Source organism: Pseudomonas sp. UV AK001 (assembly GCF_046097675.1).
Lineage (GTDB): Bacteria > Pseudomonadota > Gammaproteobacteria > Pseudomonadales > Pseudomonadaceae > Aquipseudomonas > Aquipseudomonas kribbensis.
On the sequence record NZ_JBJUVZ010000003.1, the window covers coordinates 450,244 to 468,848 of the forward strand.

At 61.3% G+C, this 18,605-nt stretch carries 22 protein-coding genes; 12 read left to right on the forward strand and 10 right to left on the reverse strand.

The window, feature by feature from the left end; genetic code table 11:
* Positions 1 to 33: 33 nt before the first annotated feature.
* The 3 genes from ACKLNA_RS13005 to ACKLNA_RS13015 all read right to left on the reverse strand — a co-directional run bounded on the left by ACKLNA_RS13005 (position 34) and on the right by ACKLNA_RS13015 (position 2,742).
* Positions 34 to 600: a hypothetical protein gene (locus ACKLNA_RS13005; protein ID WP_408986075.1), complete on the reverse strand. Its 567-nt coding sequence runs from the start codon at positions 598 to 600 to the stop codon at positions 34 to 36.
* A gap of 151 nt (positions 601 to 751) precedes the next feature.
* A complete protein-coding gene (locus ACKLNA_RS13010) occupies positions 752 to 2,176 on the reverse strand; it encodes an MFS transporter (protein ID WP_408986076.1) in 1,425 nt (474 codons plus the stop codon).
* A 125-nt stretch (positions 2,177 to 2,301) separates the two neighbouring features.
* Positions 2,302 to 2,742, reverse strand: coding sequence for a PACE efflux transporter (locus ACKLNA_RS13015; protein ID WP_408986077.1), 441 nt, complete (start codon positions 2,740 to 2,742; stop codon positions 2,302 to 2,304).
* A gap of 121 nt (positions 2,743 to 2,863) precedes the next feature.
* Here ACKLNA_RS13015 and ACKLNA_RS13020 point away from each other — a divergent pair, with 121 nt between their 5' ends.
* Complete coding sequence (locus ACKLNA_RS13020; protein ID WP_408986078.1) at positions 2,864 to 3,736, forward strand: LysR family transcriptional regulator; 873 nt, start codon at positions 2,864 to 2,866, stop codon at positions 3,734 to 3,736.
* 1 nt (position 3,737) lies between these two features.
* Here ACKLNA_RS13020 and ACKLNA_RS13025 read toward each other — a convergent pair whose 3' ends face one another.
* Positions 3,738 to 4,769, reverse strand: a complete 1,032-nt coding sequence (locus ACKLNA_RS13025) for a LacI family DNA-binding transcriptional regulator (RefSeq protein ID WP_065259320.1) — start codon at positions 4,767 to 4,769, stop codon at positions 3,738 to 3,740.
* A gap of 216 nt (positions 4,770 to 4,985) precedes the next feature.
* Between ACKLNA_RS13025 and ACKLNA_RS13030 the strand changes: the two genes are divergently transcribed.
* Positions 4,986 to 5,519 carry a gluconokinase gene (locus tag ACKLNA_RS13030; protein ID WP_085730316.1) on the forward strand — a complete coding sequence of 178 codons (534 nt, stop codon included), beginning with the start codon at positions 4,986 to 4,988 and terminating at the stop codon, positions 5,517 to 5,519.
* Between the two features lie 82 nt (positions 5,520 to 5,601).
* Positions 5,602 to 6,954, forward strand: a complete 1,353-nt coding sequence (locus ACKLNA_RS13035) for a GntP family permease (protein ID WP_119427898.1) — start codon at positions 5,602 to 5,604, stop codon at positions 6,952 to 6,954.
* Positions 6,955 to 7,017: 63 nt separating this feature from the next.
* On the opposite strand, the gene alaC is transcribed toward ACKLNA_RS13035, so the two are convergent.
* The gene (alaC, locus tag ACKLNA_RS13040; protein WP_114885004.1) at positions 7,018 to 8,226 is read right to left on the reverse strand and encodes an alanine transaminase; all 1,209 of its coding nucleotides are present in this window, start codon (positions 8,224 to 8,226) and stop codon (positions 7,018 to 7,020) included.
* A 139-nt stretch (positions 8,227 to 8,365) separates the two neighbouring features.
* On the opposite strand from alaC, the gene ACKLNA_RS13045 reads away from it, so the two are divergent.
* From ACKLNA_RS13045 to ACKLNA_RS13055, 3 genes are all read left to right on the forward strand, one after another.
* Positions 8,366 to 9,028 carry a LysE family translocator gene (locus ACKLNA_RS13045; RefSeq protein WP_039766147.1) on the forward strand — a complete coding sequence of 221 codons (663 nt, stop codon included), beginning with the start codon at positions 8,366 to 8,368 and terminating at the stop codon, positions 9,026 to 9,028.
* Positions 9,029 to 9,097: 69 nt separating this feature from the next.
* Positions 9,098 to 9,592, forward strand: a complete 495-nt coding sequence (locus ACKLNA_RS13050) for a GyrI-like domain-containing protein (RefSeq protein ID WP_085709681.1) — start codon at positions 9,098 to 9,100, stop codon at positions 9,590 to 9,592.
* 316 nt (positions 9,593 to 9,908) lie between these two features.
* On the forward strand, positions 9,909 to 10,397 hold the full coding sequence (locus tag ACKLNA_RS13055; protein ID WP_085730321.1) for a GNAT family N-acetyltransferase: 489 nt from the start codon (positions 9,909 to 9,911) through the stop codon (positions 10,395 to 10,397).
* Positions 10,398 to 10,402: 5 nt separating this feature from the next.
* On the opposite strand, the gene ACKLNA_RS13060 is transcribed toward ACKLNA_RS13055, so the two are convergent.
* Positions 10,403 to 11,008: a pyridoxamine 5'-phosphate oxidase family protein gene (locus ACKLNA_RS13060; RefSeq protein WP_408986079.1), complete on the reverse strand. Its 606-nt coding sequence runs from the start codon at positions 11,006 to 11,008 to the stop codon at positions 10,403 to 10,405.
* A 17-nt stretch (positions 11,009 to 11,025) separates the two neighbouring features.
* Positions 11,026 to 11,511, reverse strand: coding sequence for an N-acetyltransferase (locus tag ACKLNA_RS13065; protein WP_085683640.1), 486 nt, complete (start codon positions 11,509 to 11,511; stop codon positions 11,026 to 11,028).
* A 141-nt stretch (positions 11,512 to 11,652) separates the two neighbouring features.
* Here ACKLNA_RS13065 and ACKLNA_RS13070 point away from each other — a divergent pair, with 141 nt between their 5' ends.
* From ACKLNA_RS13070 to ACKLNA_RS13080, 3 genes are read left to right on the forward strand one after another with little or no spacing between them, the layout of a single operon-like run.
* Complete coding sequence (locus tag ACKLNA_RS13070; RefSeq protein WP_408986080.1) at positions 11,653 to 12,078, forward strand: YybH family protein; 426 nt, start codon at positions 11,653 to 11,655, stop codon at positions 12,076 to 12,078.
* 40 nt (positions 12,079 to 12,118) lie between these two features.
* A complete protein-coding gene (locus ACKLNA_RS13075; RefSeq protein ID WP_007951101.1) occupies positions 12,119 to 12,463 on the forward strand; it encodes a YciI family protein in 345 nt (114 codons plus the stop codon).
* On the forward strand, positions 12,456 to 13,700 hold the full coding sequence (locus ACKLNA_RS13080; RefSeq protein ID WP_408986081.1) for an RNA polymerase sigma factor: 1,245 nt from the start codon (positions 12,456 to 12,458) through the stop codon (positions 13,698 to 13,700). The genes ACKLNA_RS13075 and ACKLNA_RS13080 overlap by 8 nt, the downstream gene beginning before the upstream one ends.
* Positions 13,701 to 13,710: 10 nt before the next feature.
* On the opposite strand, the gene ACKLNA_RS13085 is transcribed toward ACKLNA_RS13080, so the two are convergent.
* Positions 13,711 to 14,436, reverse strand: a complete 726-nt coding sequence (locus ACKLNA_RS13085; protein ID WP_408986082.1) for an SDR family oxidoreductase — start codon at positions 14,434 to 14,436, stop codon at positions 13,711 to 13,713.
* A 111-nt stretch (positions 14,437 to 14,547) separates the two neighbouring features.
* Between ACKLNA_RS13085 and ACKLNA_RS13090 the strand changes: the two genes are divergently transcribed.
* Positions 14,548 to 15,384, forward strand: coding sequence for a LysR family transcriptional regulator (locus tag ACKLNA_RS13090; RefSeq protein ID WP_408986083.1), 837 nt, complete (start codon positions 14,548 to 14,550; stop codon positions 15,382 to 15,384).
* A 1-nt stretch (position 15,385) separates the two neighbouring features.
* Here the strand turns inward: ACKLNA_RS13090 and ACKLNA_RS13095 are convergent, their stop codons facing one another.
* Positions 15,386 to 16,240: a LysR family transcriptional regulator gene (locus ACKLNA_RS13095; RefSeq protein WP_408986084.1), complete on the reverse strand. Its 855-nt coding sequence runs from the start codon at positions 16,238 to 16,240 to the stop codon at positions 15,386 to 15,388.
* 88 nt (positions 16,241 to 16,328) lie between these two features.
* Between ACKLNA_RS13095 and ACKLNA_RS13100 the strand changes: the two genes are divergently transcribed.
* Positions 16,329 to 16,766 carry a multidrug/biocide efflux PACE transporter gene (locus ACKLNA_RS13100; RefSeq protein WP_408986085.1) on the forward strand — a complete coding sequence of 146 codons (438 nt, stop codon included), beginning with the start codon at positions 16,329 to 16,331 and terminating at the stop codon, positions 16,764 to 16,766.
* Between the two features lie 59 nt (positions 16,767 to 16,825).
* Here ACKLNA_RS13100 and ACKLNA_RS13105 read toward each other — a convergent pair whose 3' ends face one another.
* Positions 16,826 to 17,581, reverse strand: coding sequence for an SDR family NAD(P)-dependent oxidoreductase (locus ACKLNA_RS13105; RefSeq protein ID WP_408986086.1), 756 nt, complete (start codon positions 17,579 to 17,581; stop codon positions 16,826 to 16,828).
* A gap of 119 nt (positions 17,582 to 17,700) precedes the next feature.
* On the opposite strand from ACKLNA_RS13105, the gene ACKLNA_RS13110 reads away from it, so the two are divergent.
* The gene (locus ACKLNA_RS13110; protein WP_248742514.1) at positions 17,701 to 18,597 is read left to right on the forward strand and encodes a LysR family transcriptional regulator; all 897 of its coding nucleotides are present in this window, start codon (positions 17,701 to 17,703) and stop codon (positions 18,595 to 18,597) included.
* Positions 18,598 to 18,605: the final 8 nt, after the last annotated feature.

Here is an 18,605-nt window from a genome sequence, read left to right on the forward strand (position 1 = left end):
CCCGTGGGGATCCTTTTTTCATTGCGCCGTTCGTTAGAGCGAGGCGAGGAACTTGTCGGCCGACTGGTCACTGAGCTTCACCGAATTGGCGTCCTGCTTGTTCTGCTTCTCGGCTTCGGCCAGCTTCATCTTGTCCTGCAGGCGATCGGCGATCTCTTTGCCGATGGCCAGTTGTTTCTCCGGCGGCATGGCTTTGATGTCGTCCTCGGTCAGACCCATTTCCTTCAGGATACTGTCGCGCAGGCGCTGTTCCGGCGACTTGCTCATGTAGTCCTTGAATTCGTCCGTGGCGGAGGTGCCGGCGGTCTTGGTCGACGTGGCATCGGTCGCTTGCAGGTTTACACGCGTCTTGGCGAACGCCTCGTCGACGTTGTCGCTGATGCGCGTGGCTTCGTTGACCTGCTGGGTGGCGAGTTGCGTGGCCGAACTTTGCACCTGATTGGTGGCTTCGGCGGTTTGCGCCTGGGCCTGGTTTTGCAGGGTTTGCAGCATGGCGCCGTGGAGCCCGCCTTGCAGGCCGGCCGCCGCCGTGGCGGTTGCGTCATCGGTGATGCGCTTGGGCAGATGAATCAGATCCGCTTGTTTCGAGCTGACCAACATGATGGAGGACCTTGTGGTAATTGCTGTCGGCGGTTGAGCAGCAATTACCGTGCCTGAAGGCTAGACCCTATAAACTCAACAGATTGAGGCTATAGGAGTTCTGGTAGCGGTCATCCTTTGCCGTCCGGCGGCAGAAGATGACCGTTGCCCGTCAACGATGGGCGATGTTTTCCAGCGCCAGATTGCGGGTGCGGGGACCGAAATAGCCGATGGTCAGCATCACGATCAGCATGCTGGCGACGATGAACGCCAACACGCCTGGCGTGCCGAAGTGGTCGAGGAACAGACCGATCAACAGGCTGCTGAACACCGTCGACAAACGACTGAACGAATAGCAGAACCCCACCGCCCGGGCGCGGATGTTGGTGGGGAACAGTTCGCTTTGATAGGAGTGATAACTGAAGCTCAGCCAAGCGTTGCAGAAGGTGATCATCACCCCGCAGAAGATCAGGCCGAAAGCGCTGGTCTGCAACGCGAACAAGGTGCCGAAAGTCATGGCGCCCAGGGCCGAGCCGACGATCTGCCACTTGTTCTCGAAGCGGTTGGCGAATTTGACGAACAGCAGCGGCCCGAGCGGGTAGGCGAGGGTGATGATGAACGCGTACATCAGGCTGTGAGTGACGCTGACGCCCTGACCGGAGAGTAACGCCGGCAGCCAGTTGCCGAACCCGAAGAAGCCGATGGCCTGGAAGATGTGGAAGACGATCAGCATCAATGCCCGACGACGGTAGGGCGGTTGCCAGATATCAGCAAAACGGCCCTTGCCTTCGACATCCACTGCCACGGCTTCCGGTGCGTCCAGTGGTTGACGGTGATCCTTCTCGCAGCGCGCCTCGATGCCATCGAGAATCCGGTTCGCCTCATCGAAACGGCCATGCTGGGCCAGCCAGCGCGGCGACTCCGGCAAACGCTTGCGCAGCCACCAGATGAACAATGCAAACACCGCACTGGCCAACACCACCCAACGCCAGCCGGACACCCCGAACGGCGCCTGCGGCACCAGCCACCACGACATCAATGCCACCGCCGGCACCGACAGGAACTGCACGAAAAACGCGAAGGCAAACGCCGAACTGCGCATGCGTTTGGGCACCAGTTCCGAGAGGTAGGCGTCGATGGTCACCAGCTCGATGCCGAGGCCGATGCCCACCAGAAAACGCATGCAGATGATCCCCAGCGCCGAACTCTGCACGCCCATCAGCACCGTGGCCACGGTGTACCAGACCAGCGCGAAGGTGAAGATCGCCCGTCGCCCGAAACGATCCGCCAACGGACTGAGCAGGCTGGCGCCGAGAAATAGGCCTAGGAAGGTTGCCGAGGCGAACGCGGCCTGATCGGAGAAACCGAACACGCCCTGATTGCCGGTGGCGAAGATGCCGTCGCGGATCAGGCCGGGGCTGATGTAGGCCGTCTGGAACAGGTCGTAGAGTTCGAAGAAACCACCGATCGACAGCAGCGCCACCAGCCGCCAGATCGTGGCGACTGCCGGGAGGCGGTCGATGCGGGCGGAAATCTGTGCGGCGCGTATCGGGTCGATGCCGTCGCGTTGCGAGGTGGCGGGGGCGTGTGCAGTCATGGGCCGATCCATTTTTTTATGATGGAAAAGCTTAGCCTGCTATCGGAAATCAAGGATTGTTTATATCGGCGGCTTAAGCAGGAAAACCGCCGATTTCTTGCAATATCCGCTTACCAATCAGCGATTCATGCTGCGGGTGCAGGATCCGGCAGCGCCGAGGCCGGCAAACCGAACACCTTATCGAACAGCCAGTTGAAGGCGAAGGTGTAGCAGGGGATGAACACGATCAGCGCGAGATCCAGCAGGAAGGCCTGCGCCAGACTGATATTCATCCACCAGGCAATCAGCGGAATCAGGAACACGATCAGTGTCAGTTGGAACCCGACGGCGTGGGCGATGCGCCGTTTGACCGTGCGGGTGCGCGAGACCTGACGGCTTTCCCAGCGCTCGAACAGCGAGGTGTAGATGAAGTTCCAGGTCACGGCGATGGTGGTGATGATCACCGCCAACGGGCCGGTGCTGCCGGGCGAAGTGCCGGACAACAGGGCCAGGCCGAGGGCCGAGAAGGTCATGCCGATCACTTCATAGAGCGATACATAGACCAGTTTGCGTTTGACGCCTTGCATGGGGAATTGCCTCTTTCTTGCGACTTGTGGCCAACGGGGCTGGCGAAGGCGACGAAAGATAGCTTCAATGGTGATGACAGAAAAAGTCAGAAGCTTTCAGTTTTATTGATAGGTGTATGAAGTGAATTTCAACAGCGAAAGCATCGAACTGTTTCTCGCCGTAATCGAACGCGGCTCGTTTTCTGCTGCTGCCAGGGCGTTGGGCAAAGTCCCGTCGGCGGTGAGCATGGCCATCGGCAATCTGGAGGCCGAACTCGGCTATCCGTTGTTCGACCGGAGCCACCGCGAACCGCAACCCACGGCAATGGCGCTGTCGCTGGTGCCCCATGCGCGATTGATCGCCGATCAGCTCAAGCAATTGCAGGTGCATGCGGTGCAGCTGTCGTTGGGGCTGGAGAGCAAGTTGTCGATCGGCGTGGCGACGGATATCGATCGCCGACGGTTACTGGCGGCGATCAAGGAGATCAGCGAGCGTCATCCGCTGCTCGATATAGAAGTGCTGACCGCGCCGCAGGACGATGTGCTGGCGATGCTCCACAGCGGCCGGGTCAGCGTGTGCCTGGCGTTCGCCGGGTTGAGCGTGAACGTGCTGGAGCGCTTTCAGTTTGTCGGCAGTGAACGGATGATCGCCACGCTGGCAGCGGACAGTCCGCTGTTGCAGGGGCAGGATCTGTTTCTCGAGGATCTGGTGCATGTGCGGCAGATCGTCGTCGGCAGCCGCGACTTGCCGATCAGCGAAACCCGGCCGCTGGTGGCCGAATCCCACTGGCGCACCGACAGCCTGGAGATGGCGCTGGAAATGGTCGAGGCGGGGTTGGGCTGGGGCAATTTTCCGCTGTCGGTGGTGCAGCCGTGGCTCGATAGCGGACGATTGAAACGGCTGAATTTCCGCAACATCGAAAACGGCCTGGTGCTGCCGGTGCACGCGGTATGGCTCAAGAGCCAGCCGTTGCAGAAGGGCGCGCTGGCTCTTGTGGAGTTGCTGGGCGGTTGAGTCAGGTGCTTTCGCGGATTTTCAGTTCGAAGCCCATGTCCTCCACCGGACGCGCCACGCTGTTGCCGGCCATCAGGGTCAGCATCTGTTCCGCCGCACGCCGGCCGATGGCCTCGCGCGGGGTGTTGATGCTGCTCAGGCGCGGCACCATGTGCTCCGACATCGGCAGGTCATTGAAGCCGAGGATCGCCACTTGCTCGGGGATCCGGATCCCGTTGCGCAGCGCTTCGAGCAGGGCGCCCTGAGCCAGGTCGTCGTTGCCGAAGAAGATCGCATCGACGTCCGGATGTGCCGCCAGCAGTTGCAGGAACAGCTCGCCGCCCAGGCCTACGGAGGATGAACGCGGGGTCAGCACTTCCAGATCCGGGTCGTAGCGGCCGGCCTTCTGCAGTGCTTTACGGAAGCCTTCACCGCGCAGCAGGGTGCGCTGATCGAGCTGCGCGCCGATGTACGCCAGGCGCTTGCGGCCACGGGACAGCAAATGCTCGGCGGCGGTTTCCCCGGCGCTGAGCTGGGAGAATCCGACGCAGTTCACCCCGGCGGCGCTGTCCAGTTCCATCATGTACACACAGGGAATGTTGCTGGCCTCGATCATCCGCCGTGAGGTTTCGGTGCGGTCGAAGCCGGTCAGCAGAAGGCCGCGTGGCTGATAGGCCATGTAGTTGCGCAGCAGGTTTTCTTCTTCATCGCGGGAATAGTGGAAGTTGCCGATCAGCACTTCGAAGCCCTTGGGCGTGAGCACCCGATGAATGGCTTCCAGGGTATCGATGAACAACAGGTTGGCCAGCGAAGGCACCAGCACCACCACCGAATGGCTCTGGGCCGAGGCCAGGGCGCGGGCGGCGGGGTTGACCACGTAGTTGAGTTCCAGCGCGGCTTTCTGGACTTTTTCCACCAGTTCGGTGGCGACGGTGCTGACCCCGCGCAAGGCGCGCGAGGCGGTAATCGGACTGACGCCGGCCAGCCGGGCGACTTCATTGAGGGTGGGACGGCCGGTGGTGCGGGTGTTTTTATCGTTTTTAGGGGTGGTCATCGGGCGGCTTGCCAAACAAAAATCAAGGCACTAAGGTAGCGCTGTCCTTATGCAGCTGCAAATGCGTGAGCGAGGTCCTGCCTGATCCTCGCTTTTTGGCGTTGGGACAAAACCTGCTGCAACCCAAAAAAACGACAAGAAGGCGTCGGCAACTTCTGCCTGTGCACTAGAGTCATAGCTAGCAAAGGTAGCGCTGTCTGCGCGCTGAGGTGTTACATGAATCATCCCATCACCGCCCTGGTCATCATGGGCGTTGCCGGTTGCGGCAAGACGTGCGTCAGCGAGGCCCTGTGCCAATTGAGCGGCGCCACTGCCATTGAAGGCGATACTTTCCATCCGGCCGCGAACATCGAAAAGATGAGCGCGGGGATCCCCCTGAACGACGAAGACCGTGCCGGCTGGCTCGACAGCCTGTGCGATGAGCTGCGTCGTGTTGACGCTCTGGGCGAACGCCCGGTGCTGACCTGCTCGGCCCTCAAGCACATTTACCGCGAACGTCTGCGCAGCGCCTTGCCGGGCCTGGGCTTCGTGTTCCTCGAATTGACGCCGGAAGTTGCTGCCGACCGCGTGTCCCATCGCCCGGGCCATTTCATGCCGGCGACGCTGATCGAAAGCCAGTTCGCCACCCTCGAATCGCCGGTAGGCGAGCCGTTGACCCTGGCCCTGAACGCTTCGATCCACAGCGTTGAAGAACTCGCGTCGCAAGCCCACGTCTGGTGGCAGGCCCATGGCCTGAAACAGGCGGTATGAGTGTGATTGTGAAGACAGCGCTGTCCTTTCGACTTCTGATTAACCCGCTTTAATAACAACAACAAACCAGGAGACACCCCCAATGTTTGGCATGTCCCATGACGCCTACCTGCTGCTTGATGCAGTAGTCACGGTGATCGGGCTTATCGTCCTGATCACCAAGTTCAAGATTCACCCCTTCATTGCCCTGACCATCGCCGCCGCGTTCCTCGGCCTGACGTCCGGCATGCCGATCGGCACCATCATCAAGGCGTTCCAGGACGGCTTCGGTGGCGTGCTCGGTTTCGTCGGCATCATCCTCGCGCTGGGCACCATGCTCGGCAAGATGATGGCCGAATCCGGCGGTGCCGATCAGATCGCCCAGACCCTGATCCGCGCCTTCGGCAAGGACAAAGTCCAGTGGGCCATGATGTTCGCCGCGTTCCTGGTGGGCATTCCGCTGTTCTTCGAAATCGGCTTTGTATTGCTGATTCCGCTGGTGTTCATCGTTGCTCGCCGCACCGGTGTGTCGATCATCAAGATCGGTATCCCGCTGCTCGCCGGCCTGTCCGCCGTGCACGGTCTGGTGCCACCGCACCCGGGCCCGCTGCTGGCCATCGGCGTGTTCGGTGCCGATATCGGCAAGACCATTCTCTACGGTCTGATCGTCGCGCTGCCGACCGCCATCATTGCCGGTCCGATCTTCGGTACGTTCATCGCCAAGCACATTCCGGGCACGCCGAATCAGGAACTGGTCGATCAACTGGCCCGTGAAACCGATTCGACCAAACTGCCAAGCTTCGGCATCACCCTGGTCACCGTGCTGCTGCCGGTGTTCCTGATGCTGCTGAAAACCTTCGCCGACGTGGCGCTGCCGGACGGTCATTTCTTCCGCACCTGGATGGACATGATCGGTCACCCGATCTCGGCACTGCTGCTGGCGTTGCTGCTGTCGCTTTACACCTTCGGCCATAAGCAGGGCATCGGTTCCCAGCAGATGCTCAAGTGGCTGGATGCGAGCCTGGCGCCTACCGCCGCGATCATCCTGATCATCGGTGCCGGCGGTGGCTTCAAGCAGATGCTGGTGACCAGCGGCGTGGGCGACGTGATCGGCCACATGGCGGTCAGCGCGCAGATCTCGCCGATCCTGCTGGCATGGCTGGTGGCGGCGGTGATCCGCATCGCGACCGGTTCGGCCACCGTGGCGACCATTACTGGCGCAGGCATTGTAGTGCCGGTAGTCGGGATGATCCCGGGCGTGAACCGTGAGCTGCTGGTGCTGGCCACCGGTGCCGGTTCCCTGATCCTGTCCCACGTCAACGACGCCGGTTTCTGGCTGGTGAAGCAGTACTTCAACATGACCGTGGCCGAGACCTTCAAGACCTGGACCGCGATGGAAACCATCCTGTCGGTGGTTGGCCTGGGCTTCATTCTGTTGCTGTCGCTGTTCGTTTAACCTCGAACGCAAGACACAAAAAAACCGCAGCGATGCGGTTTTTTTGTGGGTGCAGTTCGCGAGTTACTTGGTGCCCAGGCCATCCGCCCGGAACATCCCGCGAATCCCGCGGACCGCCTGGCGAATCCGGTCCTGGTTTTCGATCAGCGCGAAGCGCACGTGATCGTCGCCGTACTCACCAAAGCCGACACCCGGCGAGACGCAGACCTTGGCCTCGGCCAGCAGCTTCTTGGCGAATTCCAGCGAACCGAGGTGCGCGTAGGCTTCGGGAATCTTCGCCCAGACGTACATCGAGGCTTTCGGGTTTTCGACCATCCAGCCCAGTTCGTGCAGGCCTTTGACCAGCACGTTGCGGCGCTGACGATACTGCTCGGCGATGTCGCGCACGCATTGCTGATCGCCTTCCAGCGCAGCAATCGCGGCCACCTGCAGCGGGGTGAAAGTGCCGTAGTCGTGGTAGCTCTTGATCCGCGCCAGGGCGCTGACCAGCTCCGGGTTGCCGACCATGAAACCGATGCGCCAGCCCGCCATGTTGTAGCTCTTGGACAGGGTGAAAAACTCCACCGCGATGTCCTTGGCGCCCGGCACCTGCATGATCGACGGGGCTTTCCAGCCGTCGTAGACGATGTCGGCATAGGCCAGGTCGTGCACCACCAGCACGTCGTACTGTTTGGCGAGGGCGATCACCCGTTCGAAGAAATCCAGCTCCACGCACTGCGCGGTGGGGTTGGACGGGAAGCCGAGGATCATCATCTTCGGTTTCGGGATCGAGCCGCGAATCGCCCGTTCCAGCTCATCGAAGAAGTCCACGCCCGGCACCAGCGGCACCGACCGCACCTGGGCGCCGGCAATCACGGCACCGTAGATGTGAATCGGGTAACTCGGGTTCGGCACCAGTACGGTATCGCCCTGATCCAGGGTCGCCAGCATCAGGTGCGCCAGGCCTTCCTTGGAACCGATGGTGACGATGGCTTCGCTTTCCGGGTCGATGTCGACCTCGTAGCGGTCCTTGTACCAGTTGGAAATCGCCCGGCGCAGGCGCGGAATGCCCTTGGACGTGGAGTAACCGTGGGTGTCTTCGCGTTGTGCAACCTGCACCAGTTTTTCAACGATGTGCGGCGGCGTGGCGCCGTCGGGGTTGCCCATGCTCAAGTCGATGATGTCTTCGCCACGACGTCGGGCGGCCATCTTCAGCTCGGCAGTGATGTTGAAAACGTAAGGGGGGAGTCGATCTATGCGCGCAAAGCGGCGCGGCGAACCTTGTTCAGCCATTGTTGCCTCGGATAACGTAAGCGCCCGGAACCGTCCGAGCGACGCTGGTCACTGCGGTGACCTGTGGCGGAAGATAAGGGCAGCGATGGCAGACTGTCCAGCGTGCACGACAACAATTTTTTCCCAAGGAAAACGGTCAATGGAATTCACCAGCGGCTTCTTGCTGAGCCTTTCGCTGTGCCTGGACATCGGCGTGGCCAACATCGCGATGATCACCCTGGCCATGCAGCGCGGCTATTTTCAGGGTTTTGCCCTGGGCCTCGGCACCTGCGTCGGTGACCTGATCTACGCCGTTCTGGCGCTGGCCGGAATGACCGTTCTGCTGCAATACGAAACCGTGCGCTGGGTGTTGTGGATCGGCGGGTCGGCGCTGCTGATCTATTTCGCGGCGAAAATGATCTATTCGGCGATCCACCACGAGGCGCAACTGGCGGCGACGGCCGAAGTCGGCCAGAACTCCCATCGCAAGGAATTCTTCCGCGGGATCTTTCTCGCCATGTCGTCGCCGAGCGCCATCCTCTGGTTCGCGGCGGTGGGCGGCACGTTGATCGCCCGTTCCGGTGGCGGCGGTCCGCTCAGTTCGGCACTGTTTCTTGGCGGTTTCCTGTGTGCCGGTCTGCTGTGGTCGGCGGGGCTGTGCTTTGCGGCGAGCCATGGCGGCAAGTTGCTGGGCGACAAGCTGTTGCGCTATTCCTACATGGCATCAGCGGCGATCTTCTGCTATTTCGCGGTCTACGTGATCGTATCCGGTTACAACGAATTCGTCGGCTCCGGCGCCGCCGAAGCGCTGCATACGCTGTAAATGTGCGAATCGGGTTTGGCTTCTATACTCCCAGCCGAACCCACTTTTTTCGTTCCAAGGAGTCGAGTCATGGATGAGCAAAAACGCGTCGAAGTGGCTGAACCTCGCTTCGAACATGGACACTTCCTGCTGATTGCAGGTTTTCGCGATCGCTTTACCAAAGAGACCGTCCAGGACATCCCTGCGCTGTGGGAAAAACTCATCCCGCACATCGGAAATATTCCGGGGCAGAAGGGTGAAGTGACCTATGGCGTGTGCAGCAATTTTGACGGCAACGGCGGCTTCGATTACATGGCCGGGGTCGAAATAAGGAAGCTGGATGATTTCCCGCAGGAAAAGTATCCGTGGATCGAAATCCTCCCGCGCCAGTACGCGGTGTTTGAGCACAAGGGTTCGCTCGACCTGCTGCCGCAAACCCTTGAGTACATCTACAAAACCTGGCTGCCGGCCTCCGAATACAAGGGGCTGAATGCTCCGGAGCTGGAACGCTACAGCGCCGATTTCAACCCGAAGCTGAAAACCGGCAAGCTGGAAATCTGCGTCCCGGTCGAAAAGAAAACCTGATGGGCAACCGGCAGCGCGAACCTGTTTCGCGCTGCCGTTCAAGCCTATTTGCCCTTGATCCGTCGCGCCCGCAACAGGTCGATGCCCAGGGTGATGAAGCCGAAGAAGCTGATGCCCAACACCATCAACAAACCGATTTCCACGCTGCTCATAAGCTGTTTCCCCTTCGGGTGATCAGAGACAGTGTTCAGGAATAGACCGTCCCGATTGCGAAGAAAAGCGCTTATACGCAGGCTTTACGCTGCCCGTGCGGATCGATATGAACACCTTATTCCTTTATCCTTGGCGTCCTTGTTTTCACTGATTTCGAGCCGCCATGAACACCGTCATCCGCCACGTCACCGCCGCCGATCTGGATCGCTGCTACGCCATCGAAACCCTCGCCTATGAAGGCGACGAAGCCGCGACCCGCGAGAAGATCGCCACGCGCATCGCCACCTGGCCGGACGGTTTCATCGTCGCCGAAGTGGACGGGCAAGTGGCCGGCTTCATCAACTCCGGCGCGGCGTTCGAGGTGCAGATGTCCGACGAGGCGTTCAAGGAACTGATCGGCCACGACCCGGCCGGGCCGAACGTGGTGATCATGTCGGTAGTGGTGCACCCGGATTATCAGGGCCTGGGTCTGGCCAAGCGCCTGCTGGGCGAGTTCATCGAGCGCATGCGCGCCCAGGGCAAGGCGACGATTCACCTGATGTGCAAGGAACGGCACATCCCGCTGTACGCCGGATTCGGTTTCGCCTACATCAAACCGTCCGAGTCCGATCACGGCGGGATGGCGTGGCACGAGATGATCCTGACGCTGTAAAAACCTCAGTAGAGCGTTTCACGCACCCGCGCCGGGGCCTCGCGATCATAGGCCTCGGCATCGAACTGCCCATCATTCAGACGCTTGTGAAACGCGCCCGCTGTCGGCAGCGCCGAGCGCGGCAAATGGGTTTGCGGATTCCACGCATCCGAACGCACAAACGCTTTCGAGCAATGGAAGAACGCCGCCTCTACCGTCACCAGCAACACCGTGCGCGCCGGTTTGCCGTTCACCGAAAAGCTTTCCAGCAACTCCGGATCAGCGCTGATAGTTGCGGTGCCGTTCACCCGCAACGTCTCGCCAATCCCCGGAATGATGAACAGCAGCGATACCCGCGGATCGTGCAACACGTTGCGCAAGGTATCGATGCGGTTGTTGCCCGGACGATCCGGCAGGGCCAGGGTGCGCTCGTCAATGATCCGCACAAACCCCGGGGCATCACCGCGCGGCGAACCGTCGATGCCATCGGCACCCACCGAACTGACAATCACCAGCGGCGAAACCCGGACCATTGCCTGATAGTCCTCGTTGAGAAAACCGATCTGCTTGCGCACGGCACGTTCGTGGGGCAGTCCGTAAATGGCTTCCAGCGCTTCGATTGAATCGATCATCGTTGCTCCCTCGACGATTAGAAAAACAGTCCCATGCGGCGCTCGTAACCGATGCGCCCCTTGTACGCTTCGCCGCTGTCGACGAAACCGTACTTGGCGTACAGCGCAATCGCGGCGTCGTTGTCGGCGTCCACCGACAGTTCCAGCCCTTTGATCTCCGGCCAGGCCTGGCGCGCAACGTCCGGCAACGCCAGCAGGCAAGCCTTGCCGTAACCCTTGCCCTGAGCCCGATGATCGACCTGCAGCGCGTGCAGGGTCGCGCTGTGCTCATCGGCCCATTCCGGCAGAACCGGCGGACGCTTGAGCAGCAGGAACGCCACCGGCACCTCCTCGGCGAGCAATGCAAAACCTTTCACGCCGGGTCCGGGTTTCGACAGCAGCGTGTGCAGGGCACCGTGGATGTCGCCGGAGAATTTGATCTGCTCGGCGTGGATTTCAATGGCCTCGACCTGCTGGCGTTGGGTGGCGTTCAGGCTTTCGTAAGGCACGAGTCGGGCTGACACGGGAATTTCCTTTTTCCTACAAAGATGAACCTCGGATTCTAGCGATTTTGTCTTCTTCGGAATTTTTTTGTTTCAACTGTCGATCCGGCCAGTCGCCGAACGACAAAGGGTGTCTTCACAACAAAAACCAGGGAGAAACCCATGAGTACGCAAGCGCAGATTCAAGCCATCATCGACACTTACCGTCAGGCCGTCATGACCAAGGACGTGGAAAAGGTCATGACCCTGTACGCCGACGACATCCTCTCGTTCGATGCGATCAAGGCCCTGCAATTCAAGGGCAAGGAGGCCTACCGCGCCCACTGGATCGCCTGCATGGAAATGTGCCCCGGCCCGCACGTTTTCGAGTTCCACGAAATCGTCATCGAGACCGGGGACAACATCGCCTTCGCCCACTGGGTCGCCAACTGCGGCGGCACCAATGACAAGGGTGAAACCCAGAGTTGCTGGATGCGCGCCACCGCCTGCTACCGGCTGGTCGGCGGAGCGTGGAAAATTGCCCACGAACACTGGTCGGCACCGTTCGATCCGATGACCGGCTCGACGCTGTTCGATGCGAAACCCTGATCTTCAGCCATAGTTGATCCGTCCGATTCAGGAGAACGCCATGAAGTATTTATGCCTGGTCTACAGCGATGAGCGCCTGCTGCATTCGTCGCCCGACAGCCCGGAAGACGCCGAGTGCTGGGCCTACGCCGAGTCGATCCAGGGCAGCGGCCGGATGGTCGCCGCCGAAGCGCTGGAGTCGGTGCAGACCGCCACCACGGTGCGCATGCGCAACGGCAAGTTGTCGATCACCGACGGCCCGTTCGCCGAGACCAAGGAGCAGTTGGCCGGTTTCTACCTGATCGACGCGCGGGACCTCAACGAAGCAATTCAGGTCGCCGGCAACATTCCGGCGGCCCGGGTCGGCAGCGTCGAAGTGCGTCCCGTGCGGCAGTTGAATGTCTGAGGTCGCGACCCGGGTCGCGCAGGTCTACCGCGAAGACTCGCGGCGGATCCTCGCGACCCTGATCCGTCTGCTCGGCGATTTCGACCTCGCCGAAGAAGCCTTGCACGAGGCGTTTTTCGTCGCGGTCGAACGCTGGCAGCAGGATGGCGTGCCGGACAATCCACGGGCGTGGCTGGTGTCCACCGGGCGCTTCAAGGGGATCGACGTGTTGCGCCGGCGCGCACGGTTCAAGGCCTCGCAGCCGTTGCTGCTGGCGCAACTGGAAGAGCTGGAACAGTCCGAATGGGACGTTGAAGACGTGGAAGACGATCGCCTGCGCCTGATCTTCACCTGCTGCCACCCGGCGCTGGCGGCGGACGCGCAAGTGCCGCTGACCCTGCGCGAAGTCTGCGACCTCACCACCGAAGAAATCGCCCGTGCATTTCTCTCGGCCCCGGCGGCGATTGCCCAGCGCATCGTGCGCGCCAAGGCGAAGATCCGCGACGCGAAAATCCCTTATCAAGTCCCGAGCCTGAACGAATTGCCCGAGCGCCTCGATAGCGTGTTGCGGGTGATTTATCTGGTGTTCAACGAAGGCTATTCGGCGTCCGGCGGCGCACAGGTGACTCGCGAGGATTTGACCCGTGAGGCGATTCGTCTCGGGCGTCTGCTGCTGGAGTTGTTGCCCGATCCGGAAGTCATGGGCTTACTGGCATTGATGCTGTTGCATGAGTCGCGGCGTTCGGCTCGGTCGACGCCAAGCGGTGAGTTGATTCTGCTGGATGATCAGGATCGCGGATTGTGGAATGCCGAGCTGATTGCCGAAGGCTGTGAACTGGTGGAGCGGGCGCTGACCACCGGACGCTTCGGGCCGTACTGCCTGCAAGCGGCGATTGCGGCAGTGCACGCCGAAGCGCCGACGGCAGGAGAGACGGACTGGGAACAGATCGTCGGGCTGTATGACGTGTTACTGCGGGCGGTGCCGTCGCCGGTGATCGAGTTGAACCGGGCGGTGGCGGTGGCCAAGCGTGACGGGGCGTTGGCGGGGTTGACCTTGATTGAAGGGATTCTGGACCGAGGGGAATTGCAGGACTACCACCTGGCGCATTCGGCGCGGGCGGAGTTTTGTCGGCAGTTGGGGCGGGTTGAGGAGGCGAGGGTGGCTTACCGGCGAGCCTTGGAACTGACCCGGCAGGAGCCGGAACGCAGGTTTATCGAAGGACGATTGCAGGAACTCACTCCGAGCAATCGCCCTTGAAAAAATGGGATCAGGCCTGCTGCCGAGTAGCCGCCATCACAATCTCCCGAATACAAACCCCCTGCGGCTGCCCATACGCATAGGCAATCGCCGTCGCCACATCCTCGGCACTCAGCACCGTGCCACCCATGTCTTGCTTCCAGGCCTGATACCCGGTCTTGATCGCCTCATCCGTGGTGTGGCTCAACAACTCGGTCTCCACCGCCCCCGGCGCAATCGTGGTCACCCGCACGTTGTGCGGCGACAACTCTTCACGCAGGTTCTCGGACAACCCATGCACCGCAAACTTGGTACCGACATACGCCACATGGTTCGGGAACGTCTTGCGCCCGGCCACCGAGCTGACGTTGATGAGGGTGCCGTGCTTACGCTCGATCATCCCGGCGACCACCGCGTGCACGCCGTTGAGCAGGCCCTTCACGTTGACGTCGAGCATCTGGTCCCACTGCGCCGGGTCCTGTTTGCTCATCTCGCCCAGCAGCATCACCCCGGCGTTGTTGATCAGCGCATCGGCCGGGCCGAACTGTGCTTCAGCCTCGGCCACAGCGGCCAGCAGCGCGGCGCGGTCGGTGATGTCGACGCGGCGGCTGAGGGTGTTCGGCAGGGCCAGCGCTTCGAGGCGTTCGATGCGGCGCGCCAGCAACAGCAGCGGATGGCCGGCAGCGCTCAAGCGGCGGGCGGTGGCTTCGCCGATGCCCGAGCTGGCGCCGGTGATGATGATCAATGGCTTGCTCATGGTTGAACTCCTGAGATAAGAAAAACAAATAACCAGATTCGGGACGCAGTATATTTAGCCCGCTGTAGGCTGAAAAATGCCTTATTCCTCTGTCTGCTATCGGAATCTCCTATGGATATCCGTCATCTCAAAGCCTTCCTTGCGGTATTCGAGGAACGCAACATCACTGCCGCCGCGCAACGGCTGTTCATCAGTCAGCCCACGTTGTCGGTGACCATCAAACAGCTGGAAGAAGAACTCGGTGCGACGCTGTTCTTGCGGCAGCCCCGTGGTGTGGAGGTCAGCGACGAAGCGCGTCTGCTGTACCCGCAGGCGCGGCGGATGGTGGCCGAGTCCGAGGCGCTGAGCCGGATGTTTCGCGGCCGCGAAAACCGTGCGCCGCTGACCCTCGGCATCGAAGGCGACATCGCCGCCAGCCACATCGAAGCCTTTGTGCGCATGGCTCATCAGGCGTTGCCCAATCTGCTGCTGACCCTGGAGGAAGGCTGTCACGGCGATGGTCGATTGGCGGTCGAGGAAATGTGCTGTGAGGACGAACTGTTCCTGCCGCTGTGGGAAGAATCCTATGTGATGGCGCTTCCCCTCGATCATCCGATGGCCAACGCGCAGACCGGCTGGGCGCCGATCGAAGACTGGATCACCTGCCCGCAACATCCTTCGCATCAGCGGTTGATGGCGCTGTACGGGCGCTCGCCGGAAGCGGTGGCGGGACATGCCGGTTCATTGCAACAGGCGTTGCACATGGTGGCGGCAGGTGTCGGCGTGGCAATGTTGCCGCAGTCACTGGTGAGCGGGCATGAACGAATCGTCGTGCGTGCGCTGCACCTGCCGGCACCGACCCGGCGGGTGGGGTTGTGCTATGCGGCGCAAGCGCTGGAACTGCCGACGATGCGCGGGTTGCATGAGTATTTTCAGGTGAACCGCCCGGCCGCCATCGAGGCGGCCTGAGCTATTCCAGCATCTTGCTGAGCAACCAGCTCCCCGCCGGCCCCGGCGGGTACAGCCGCGACCACAGGGCATCGACGAACACCGGTTTTGGCCAGCCGCGCACCTTCAGTTCCACCAGCGAGTCATTGCCGAAATGCTCCACCAGCCAGCGCGGCAGTGGCGCCCAGCCGAAGCCTTTCTGGGCCATCTCCAGCAGCATCAGATAACTCGGCGCCGACCACACCCGACCCTTGCCGCGACTGTCATAGGGATTGACGATGGTGGCCAGACGCAGCTCGCGGTGCTGCTCAAGGGCCGTTTGATCGACGGGCTCCTGCGTCGCCAATGGATGGTTTCGACCAACGAACAAGGCGATTTCAGTACGCTCGGCGACGGTCGCGGTCGCCAGGTCCGGCGGGTAGTTGTCCTGCATCTCCGCGAATGCCAGATGCGCTCGCCCACGTTGCACCAGTTCGATCAGGTCATCGCACTCGGCGATCAGGCATTCCAGCTCCAGATCCGGATAGCGCTGCTCGAAGCCCACCAACGCGGCTTCGAAACGGTCGGACTGATAAGTGTCGGAAATCGCCACCGTAAGTTTCGGCTCGACGCCCTGGGCCAATTGCCGGGCGGTCATTTCCAGTCGGCTGGTGGCCGCCAGAATCGCCTCGGCCCGTTGCAGCATCACGTGGCCGGCCGGGGTCAAGGTCGGTTTGCGGCTGCTGCGGTCGAACAGCACCAGGTCCAGATCGATTTCCAGACTGGCGACGGCCGCGCTGACGGTTGACTGACTGCGCCCGAGTTTGCGCGCCGCCGCCGAAAAAGAACCCTGAGTGGCCGCTTGGACAAACGCCAGCAACACTTCCTGAGAGGCCATGAACTATCGCCTTGATCGATGGTTATTGGTTATGAAGTATCGGTGCGGTGCTGGATCATGGCAACCATCTTCACAGAGGACTTCGGCCATGACTGCCAACAAATCCATCACTGAACGTATCTTCCAGGCCATCGGTTTCGAACTGCTGGCGATCCTGATCTGTACGCCGTTGCTGGCGTGGATCATGGGCAAACCGCTGGTGGAAATGGGCGCCGTCACCATTGCCGTCGCGTTGCTGGCCCTGGGCTGGAACGTGGTGTTCAACGGCTTCTTCGACCGGCTGCTCAAGCGCTGGAACATCGCCCGTAACGCCTGGGTGCGGGTGGCGCATGCGCTGCTGTTCGAGGGCGGGTTGATCGTGATGGGCGTGCCGCTGATTGCCTGGTGGCTGTCGGTCAGCCTGTGGCAGGCGTTCCTGCTCGATATCGGCGTGCTGCTGTTCTTCCTGCCGTACACCTACATCTACCACTGGGGTTATGACATGGTGCGCGAGCGGCTGGTGATGCGCAGCGTCTGCCAGAACTGAAAACAAAAAATCGCAGCCTGTGAGGGCTGCGATTTTTTTTGTCCGGATTTTGTTCGGGCTTAGAGAAACATCCCGCCCGACGCTTCAATCCGCTGACCGTTGATCCACTGCGCCCCCGGCGACAGCAACAGCGCCAGTGCACCGCCAATGTCATCCGGCTGCCCGGCACGGCCCAGCGCGGTGTTGCTGGCGACCATCGCATTCAGCGCCGAATTGTCGCGCACCGCGCCGCCGCCGAAGTCGGTCTCGATGGCGCCGGGTGCCAGGATATTCACGGCGATCTGCCGCGCACCCAGCTCCTTGGCCTGATAACGGGTCAGCACTTCCATCGCGCCTTTCATCGCTGCATAGGCGGCATAACCCGGCAGGGTGAAACGGGCCAGGCCGCTGGAGATGTTGATGATCCGCCCGCCATCGTTGATCAGCGGCAGCAGTTGCTGAGTCAGGAAAAACGGCCCTTTCAACTGCACATTCATCAGCAGGTCGAACTGCTCCGGCGTGGTGTCGGCGAAGGAGGCATGCACACCAATCCCGGCGTTGTTGATCAGGAAATCGAAGCGCGGCCGTCCGAGCTGTTGCAGTGCCTGTTCGACTCGCACGGCGAAATCGGCAAAACCTTCGCTGCGACCGACGTCCAGTTGCAGCATCACGGCGTTGGCGCCGAGTTTTTTCAATTCCTCGACCAGCGATTGCGCTTCATCGGCGCGGCTGTTGTAGGTGCCGATGATGTCCACGCCTTGGGCGGCGAGGTGCAGGGCGGCGTTCTTGCCGAGGCCACGGCTGGCACCGGTGATCAATGCGATTTTGCGGTTCATGGGATTTCCTCGAGAGCGTGACGGTTGATGCAGCAAAGTTTATTTATCCGCCGTGGGGTGATAAACAGACTCAAACCGGAATCACTGGTCGGTCATACCGAACAATCAACAGGTGGCCCATGAACAAACTGGAACTGCTGCGCACCTTCGTCCGGGTCAGCGAATTGTCGAGTTTCACGATGGCGGGGGAGAGTCTGGGGCTGCCGCGCTCGACGGTGTCCGAGCAGGTGCAGGCACTGGAAACCCTGCTCGGCACGCGTCTGCTGCAACGCACCACGCGCCGGGTGCAGGCGACTCAGGACGGCCTCGCGCTGTACGAGCGCAGCAAGGATCTGCTGTCGCACATGGACGAAATCGAGAACCTGTTCCGTCAGGACGAAGCGTCGCTGACCGGGCGGATCCGGGTCGACATGCCGAACATTCTGTCGCGGCGGCTGATCATGCCGAAGTTGCCGGAATTCATGGCCCGGCATCCGAATCTGGAGCTGGAAATCAGCAGCACCGATCGCCGGGTCGACCTGCTCGCCGAAGGTTTCGATTGCGTGGTACGCATCGGCGCGCAGCCCGACCAATCGGTGGTCGCGCGGCATCTGGGGGACTTCAGCATGATCAACTGCGCCAGCCCCGCGTATCTTGAGCGTTACGGCGTGCCGCAGACGCTGGAAGACCTGGCACAGCATCGGCTGGTGCATTACGTCGGAGTGCTGGGTTCGCGATCGGAAGGGTTTGTCTACGAGCAGGACGGGCAGGTCCACCGCGTGCCGATGGCCGGCAGCGTGACGGTCAACAGCACCGATGCCTACGAGTCGGCGTGTCTTGGGGGATTCGGTCTGATCCAGGTGCCGCGCACCGGGATGAATACTTATCTGGACACCGGAGAGGTGGTGACGGTGCTGCCGCAATACACCGCGCCGGCGATGGGCATTTCACTGTTGTACGCGCGGCAGCGGCATCTGCCGTTGCGGGTGCGGGTGTTCATGGATTGGCTGGGGGATCTGATTCGTTCGACGCTCTGATTCCTGCC

Coding starts and splice junctions, on each gene's coding strand:
- ACKLNA_RS13010 (WP_408986076.1), bottom strand. CDS start 2,176: ATGACTGCACACGCCCCCGCCACCTCGCAACGCGACGGCATCGACCCG.
- ACKLNA_RS13110 (WP_248742514.1), top strand. CDS start 17,701: ATGAACAAACTGGAACTGCTGCGCACCTTCGTCCGGGTCAGCGAATTG.
- ACKLNA_RS13075 (WP_007951101.1), top strand. CDS start 12,119: ATGAAGTATTTATGCCTGGTCTACAGCGATGAGCGCCTGCTGCATTCG.
- ACKLNA_RS13100 (WP_408986085.1), top strand. CDS start 16,329: ATGACTGCCAACAAATCCATCACTGAACGTATCTTCCAGGCCATCGGT.
- ACKLNA_RS13045 (WP_039766147.1), top strand. CDS start 8,366: ATGGAATTCACCAGCGGCTTCTTGCTGAGCCTTTCGCTGTGCCTGGAC.
- ACKLNA_RS13060 (WP_408986079.1), bottom strand. CDS start 11,008: ATGATCGATTCAATCGAAGCGCTGGAAGCCATTTACGGACTGCCCCAC.
- ACKLNA_RS13015 (WP_408986077.1), bottom strand. CDS start 2,742: ATGCAAGGCGTCAAACGCAAACTGGTCTATGTATCGCTCTATGAAGTG.
- ACKLNA_RS13085 (WP_408986082.1), bottom strand. CDS start 14,436: ATGAGCAAGCCATTGATCATCATCACCGGCGCCAGCTCGGGCATCGGC.
- ACKLNA_RS13025 (WP_065259320.1), bottom strand. CDS start 4,769: ATGACCACCCCTAAAAACGATAAAAACACCCGCACCACCGGCCGTCCC.
- ACKLNA_RS13095 (WP_408986084.1), bottom strand. CDS start 16,240: ATGGCCTCTCAGGAAGTGTTGCTGGCGTTTGTCCAAGCGGCCACTCAG.
- ACKLNA_RS13005 (WP_408986075.1), bottom strand. CDS start 600: ATGTTGGTCAGCTCGAAACAAGCGGATCTGATTCATCTGCCCAAGCGC.
- ACKLNA_RS13080 (WP_408986081.1), top strand. CDS start 12,456: ATGTCTGAGGTCGCGACCCGGGTCGCGCAGGTCTACCGCGAAGACTCG.
- ACKLNA_RS13035 (WP_119427898.1), top strand. CDS start 5,602: ATGTTTGGCATGTCCCATGACGCCTACCTGCTGCTTGATGCAGTAGTC.
- ACKLNA_RS13030 (WP_085730316.1), top strand. CDS start 4,986: ATGAATCATCCCATCACCGCCCTGGTCATCATGGGCGTTGCCGGTTGC.
- ACKLNA_RS13105 (WP_408986086.1), bottom strand. CDS start 17,581: ATGAACCGCAAAATCGCATTGATCACCGGTGCCAGCCGTGGCCTCGGC.
- ACKLNA_RS13050 (WP_085709681.1), top strand. CDS start 9,098: ATGGATGAGCAAAAACGCGTCGAAGTGGCTGAACCTCGCTTCGAACAT.
- ACKLNA_RS13090 (WP_408986083.1), top strand. CDS start 14,548: ATGGATATCCGTCATCTCAAAGCCTTCCTTGCGGTATTCGAGGAACGC.
- ACKLNA_RS13070 (WP_408986080.1), top strand. CDS start 11,653: ATGAGTACGCAAGCGCAGATTCAAGCCATCATCGACACTTACCGTCAG.
- ACKLNA_RS13055 (WP_085730321.1), top strand. CDS start 9,909: ATGAACACCGTCATCCGCCACGTCACCGCCGCCGATCTGGATCGCTGC.
- alaC (WP_114885004.1), bottom strand. CDS start 8,226: ATGGCTGAACAAGGTTCGCCGCGCCGCTTTGCGCGCATAGATCGACTC.